This window comes from Acidimicrobiales bacterium, assembly GCA_036399815.1.
Classification (GTDB): domain Bacteria; phylum Actinomycetota; class Acidimicrobiia; order Acidimicrobiales; family DASWMK01; genus DASWMK01.
Genome location: DASWMK010000266.1, coordinates 1 through 4,300, shown reverse-complemented (window position 1 = coordinate 4,300; position 4,300 = coordinate 1). Strand labels below are relative to the sequence as shown.

Annotated in this window: 6 protein-coding genes; 2 read left to right on the top strand and 4 right to left on the bottom strand. The window is 75.5% G+C overall.

Annotated features, from left to right (window positions below):
* Positions 1 to 48 precede the first annotated feature (48 nt).
* Both VGB14_20250 and VGB14_20245 read right to left on the bottom strand, forming a co-directional pair.
* Positions 49 to 795 carry an ABC transporter ATP-binding protein gene (locus VGB14_20250; GenBank protein HEX9995265.1) on the bottom strand — a complete coding sequence of 249 codons (747 nt, stop codon included), beginning with the start codon at positions 793 to 795 and terminating at the stop codon, positions 49 to 51.
* A gap of 53 nt (positions 796 to 848) precedes the next feature.
* A complete protein-coding gene (locus tag VGB14_20245; GenBank protein HEX9995264.1) occupies positions 849 to 1,922 on the bottom strand; it encodes an ABC transporter substrate-binding protein in 1,074 nt (357 codons plus the stop codon).
* 149 nt (positions 1,923 to 2,071) lie between these two features.
* Between VGB14_20245 and VGB14_20240 the strand changes: the two genes are divergently transcribed.
* Positions 2,072 to 2,533, top strand: a complete 462-nt coding sequence (locus VGB14_20240; protein HEX9995263.1) for an Rrf2 family transcriptional regulator — start codon at positions 2,072 to 2,074, stop codon at positions 2,531 to 2,533.
* A 200-nt stretch (positions 2,534 to 2,733) separates the two neighbouring features.
* Here VGB14_20240 and VGB14_20235 read toward each other — a convergent pair whose 3' ends face one another.
* A complete protein-coding gene (locus VGB14_20235; GenBank protein ID HEX9995262.1) occupies positions 2,734 to 3,192 on the bottom strand; it encodes an Rrf2 family transcriptional regulator in 459 nt (152 codons plus the stop codon).
* A 57-nt stretch (positions 3,193 to 3,249) separates the two neighbouring features.
* Between VGB14_20235 and rpe the strand changes: the two genes are divergently transcribed.
* Positions 3,250 to 3,936 carry a ribulose-phosphate 3-epimerase gene (gene rpe, locus VGB14_20230; protein HEX9995261.1) on the top strand — a complete coding sequence of 229 codons (687 nt, stop codon included), beginning with the start codon at positions 3,250 to 3,252 and terminating at the stop codon, positions 3,934 to 3,936.
* Between the two features lie 10 nt (positions 3,937 to 3,946).
* Here rpe and VGB14_20225 read toward each other — a convergent pair.
* Positions 3,947 to 4,300 (bottom strand): PD-(D/E)XK nuclease family protein (locus VGB14_20225; protein HEX9995260.1); only part of this gene is annotated, 354 nt, incomplete at its 5' end.

The following is a 4,300-nucleotide window of genomic DNA, read 5'->3' as shown; positions in this document are numbered from 1 at the left end:
GGTCGTCGGCGGGCCGCCGGCGCCCGGCACGTCGGGCCGGCCGACGGGTCAGTCCCCGGCATGGCGGCGCACCTCCCGGCGGAGGCGCTCGGTGACCCGAGCGGCCGCGCTCGCCACCTCGTGGGACTCCAGCCGCCGGGGCCTCGGCAGGTCGAGCGGGAACACCTCGGCCACCCGGCCGGGCCGGCTGGTGAGCAGCACGACCCGGTCGCCCAGCCGCGCCGCCTCCCGCACGTTGTGGGTGACGAACACGACGGTCAGCCCGCGCTCGGACCACAGCCGCTCGAGCTCGTCGTGCAGCAGGTCGCGGGTCATGGCGTCGAGGGCGCCGAAGGGCTCGTCCATCAGCAGCACGTCGGCGTCCTGGGCGAAGGCCCGGGCCAGCGCCACCCGCTGGCGCATGCCGCCCGACAGCTCGTGGGGCTGGCGGTCGGCGAACCCGCCGAGGTGGACCGACTCCAGCAGCTCCCTGGCCCGCTCGCGGCGGCCGGCCTTCGGCACCTTGCGCAGCTTGAGCGCCAGCTCCACGTTCTGGAGCGCGGTCAGCCACGGGAACAGGGCCGCCTCCTGGAACATCAGCGCCGTGCGGCCCCGCACGTCGACCGAGCCGGCCGTCGGCGTGTCGAGGCCGGCGAGGAGGTTCAGCATCGTGCTCTTGCCGCAGCCCGAAGCGCCGAGGAGGCAGCAGAACTCGCCCTGCCGCACCTCGAACGAGACGCGGTCGAGCGCCTGGACCGACCCCGCCCCCTGGCCGAACACCTTCGTCACGCCGGAGGCGACGACGGGAGGCGGCACGACGGCCGCCTCCCGGGTCGCGTCGACGGACGGCGACGTGCGCTGCCCGACGGTCACAGGCCGTCCACCGCTTCCCCGCCGTCGTCGCCCAGCACCTCGTTGAGCAGGCTCAGGTCGTAGATGCCCGGGCTGCGCAGGTCGACCTCGTCGAGCAGGCCGGCGGCGACGGCGTCGTCGGCCGACTGCTGGAGGGAGGACGCGATCGGGTCGACGGTGAACGTGAGGTTCCCCCACGAGGCGCTCAGCACCTCGGGGGCGATCTCCTGGTCGGTGATCGACAGGATCTCGGCGGCGACGTCGGCCTGGGCGCGGTCGGCGTCCTCGTTCACGAACCGGTCGGCCTCGACGACGCCACGGACGAGGTCGAGCACGATGTCGCGGTGGTCGTCCAGGTAGTCCTTGCGGACGATCAGGTGGGTGGTGACGTACTCGCCGCCGGTCGACTCCCACAGGTCGCGCTCGTCCACGAGCACCTTGCCGTCGCCCTCCTGCACCATGCGGGTCGCCCACGGCTCGGGGACCCAGGCGCCGTCGATCTCGCCGGCCACGAACTGGTCGAGCGTGTCGGCGTTGGACTGCGGGACGATCTCGACGTCGCCCCCGCCCTCGGGGGTGGTCTCGAGCCCGTTGTCGGCCAGCCAGGTGCGCAAGGCGACGTCCTGGGTGTTGCCCAGCTGCGGGCTGGCGACGCTGCGGCCGCGGAGGTCGTCGGGACCGTCGATGTCCGGCTTCACGACGAAGAAGGCGCCGCCCGACGTGGCGCCGGAGATGATGCGGACGGCCTCGCCGTCGGACTGCGCGTACGCGTTCACCGCCGGGTTCGGCCCGATGAACGTGGCGTCGACGGCGCCGGACAGGAGGGCCTCGACCGCCTCGGGGCCGGCGTTGAAGGTCGCCGTCTCGAGCTTCGTGTCGCCGAGCGCCTCCTGGAAGATGCCCTCGTGGACGCCGACCAGCGCGGTCGCGTGCGTCACGTTGGGGAAGTAGCCGAGCGACAGCGTCTCGCCGCCGCTGTCGCCGCCGGCCGCCGTCGAGCTGCCGCCGTCGTCGTCGCCGCCGCACGCCGCCAGCGAGGCGACGAGCGCCAGCGCGAGCACGGCGGCCAGCAGATGCCTGAAACGGAACACGGGTGCCTCCAGTTCATCGGCCCGCGGGCCGCCGGCGAGCGGCGGTCCCTCCCAGCGGAGCCGAATGTCAAGTTTGTCGACCGTATTGGTGAAGAATTTCTTCACCAGAATGGTAGAGAAACGGAGGCGATGTCAAGCATGATGGCGACGTGAGGGTCACCGCGAGAGTCGACTACGCCGTCCGGGCCATGGCCGAGCTGGCCGCGGCCGAGCCGGGGCGGCCCGTGAAGGCCGAGCGCCTGGCGGCCGCGCAGGGCGTGCCGCCCCGCTTCCTCGAGAACCTGATGGGCGCGCTGCGCCACGGCGGGCTGGTCGTGTCCCAGCGGGGCGCCGACGGCGGGTACGCGCTCGCCCGCCCGGCCTCGGCCATCGTGCTGGCGGACGTGATCCAGGTGATCGAGGGGCCGATCGCCGACGTGCGGGGCGTCGACCCCTCGCTCCTCACCTACGGGGGCGCGGCGGCCTCGCTCGCCGACGTGTGGGACCGGGTGCGCACCGAGATCGTGGAGCTGCTCTCGTCGATCACGCTGGCCGACATCGCCGCGGGCGGGGCGGCGGGGCCGCCGGTCGCCGCCGGGACGGTCACGGCCGAGGCCGGCGCCGCCCGGTGAGCCCGGGTCGGGGCCGAGGCCGGCGGCCGGTCAGCCTGGGACGCGCCTGAGGACGGCGCCGCCCGGTGAGCCTGGGTCGGGCCCGAGGCCGGCGGCCCGTCAGCCCGGGACGCGCCTGAGGACCGCGCCGCCCGGTGAGCTCGGGGGTGTGCGGCGGTCGGGCGCCCCCAAGCGGTCCTGGCGGCGCGGGCGTCCGTTCGTCAGTGCGGCTGCCAGGCGTCGGCGTCGGCGGTGAGCTCCTCGACGACCGGGGGGAGGCGGCCCGTGGCCACGTCGGCCAGGGTGACGGCCTCGAGCACGGCCCGCAGGTTGGCCCGCACGGCGATCCAGACCTCCTGGAGCGACTTGGCCGCTCCGTGGTACTCCAGCGCGTCGGGGCGGGTGCCGCGGACGTCGGCCAGCGGGCCCTCGACGACCCGGATGATGTCGGCGATCACGATGCGGTCGGCCGGGCGGGCCAGCCAGTAGCCGCCCTCCGCGCCCCGCTGGCTGGCGACGAGGCCGCCGTGGCGGAGGTCGGCGAGGATGTTCTCGAGGAAGCGCAGCGGCACCTTCTGGGCCGACGCCAGCTGCTCGCCCTTCACCGGGCGGCCCGGGTCGGCGGCGGCGAGCTCGACCATCGCCCGCACCGCGTAGTCGACCTTGGCCGTCACTCGCACCCGGGCATTGTGCACCGGACGGCCGGCCCGGGGCGGCGGGGCCGTATCGTCGAGCTCGTGGGCCGACCGATCGCCATCGTGCCGTCCGTGCTCCCGGCCGACTTCTCCCGCCTCGGCGAGGAGTGCGCGGCGCTCGAAGCGGCCGGCGCCGACCGCATCCAGTGGGACGTGATGGACGGCCACTTCGTGCCGAACCTCACCGTCGGCCCGGACGTGATCGCGGCCGTGCGGCCCGTGGTCGGGCTGCCCTTCGAGGCCCACCTGATGGTCACCGACCCCGACGCCCTGCTCCCCCGCTGGGTCGAGGCCGGCTGCGAGATGGTGATCGTCCACGCGGAGGCGCCCCGGCACCTGCACCGCACGCTCGGCGCCGTGCGGGAGGCGGGCGCGCGCGTGGGCGTGGCGCTGAACCCGGCGACGCCGGCAGCCGCGGTCGCTCACGTGCTCGACCTGGTCGACCAGGTGCTGGTCATGACCGTCAGCCCCGGCTTCGGCGGCCAGGCCTACCTCGCGACCATGGAGCCGAAGATCGCCGAGGTCCGGCGGCTGCTCGAGGTGGCCGGGCGGAACGGCGAGGTCGACGTCGAGGTGGACGGCGGCATCGCCCCGGCCACCGTCGCCGGGGCCGCGGCCGCCGGCGCCAACGTCCTCGTCGCCGGCTCGGCCCTGTTCCGCGACCCGGAGGGCCTGGCCCACGCCGTCGCCGACCTCCGCCACCGGGCCGAGGACGCCGCCGCGGCTTGACGCGGCGTGGTCAGCGGGCGCCGGCGGGCTCGGTGCTCGTCGTCACCAGGCGCCTCACCTCCTCGATCGCCGCCGGCAGGTCGGGCACCTCGCGCTCGATCGCCCCGCCGGGCCGGGCGAACACGAGGACGGCCCGCTCCACCGGCCGGTCGAGGACCGACGACAGGGCGGCGGCGTAGGCGGCGGCCTGGAGGCGGTGGTGGCCGGCGGCGGCGTCGACCTCCGCCTCGGTGGCGACCGCGTCGGTCTTGTAGTCGACGACGACCAGTCCCCCGCCCGGGGTCTCGGCCAGCAGGTCGACGACCCCCTCGACCACGCCGCCGCCGACGGGTGCGGCGACGGGTACCTCCCGCCACCACCGGCC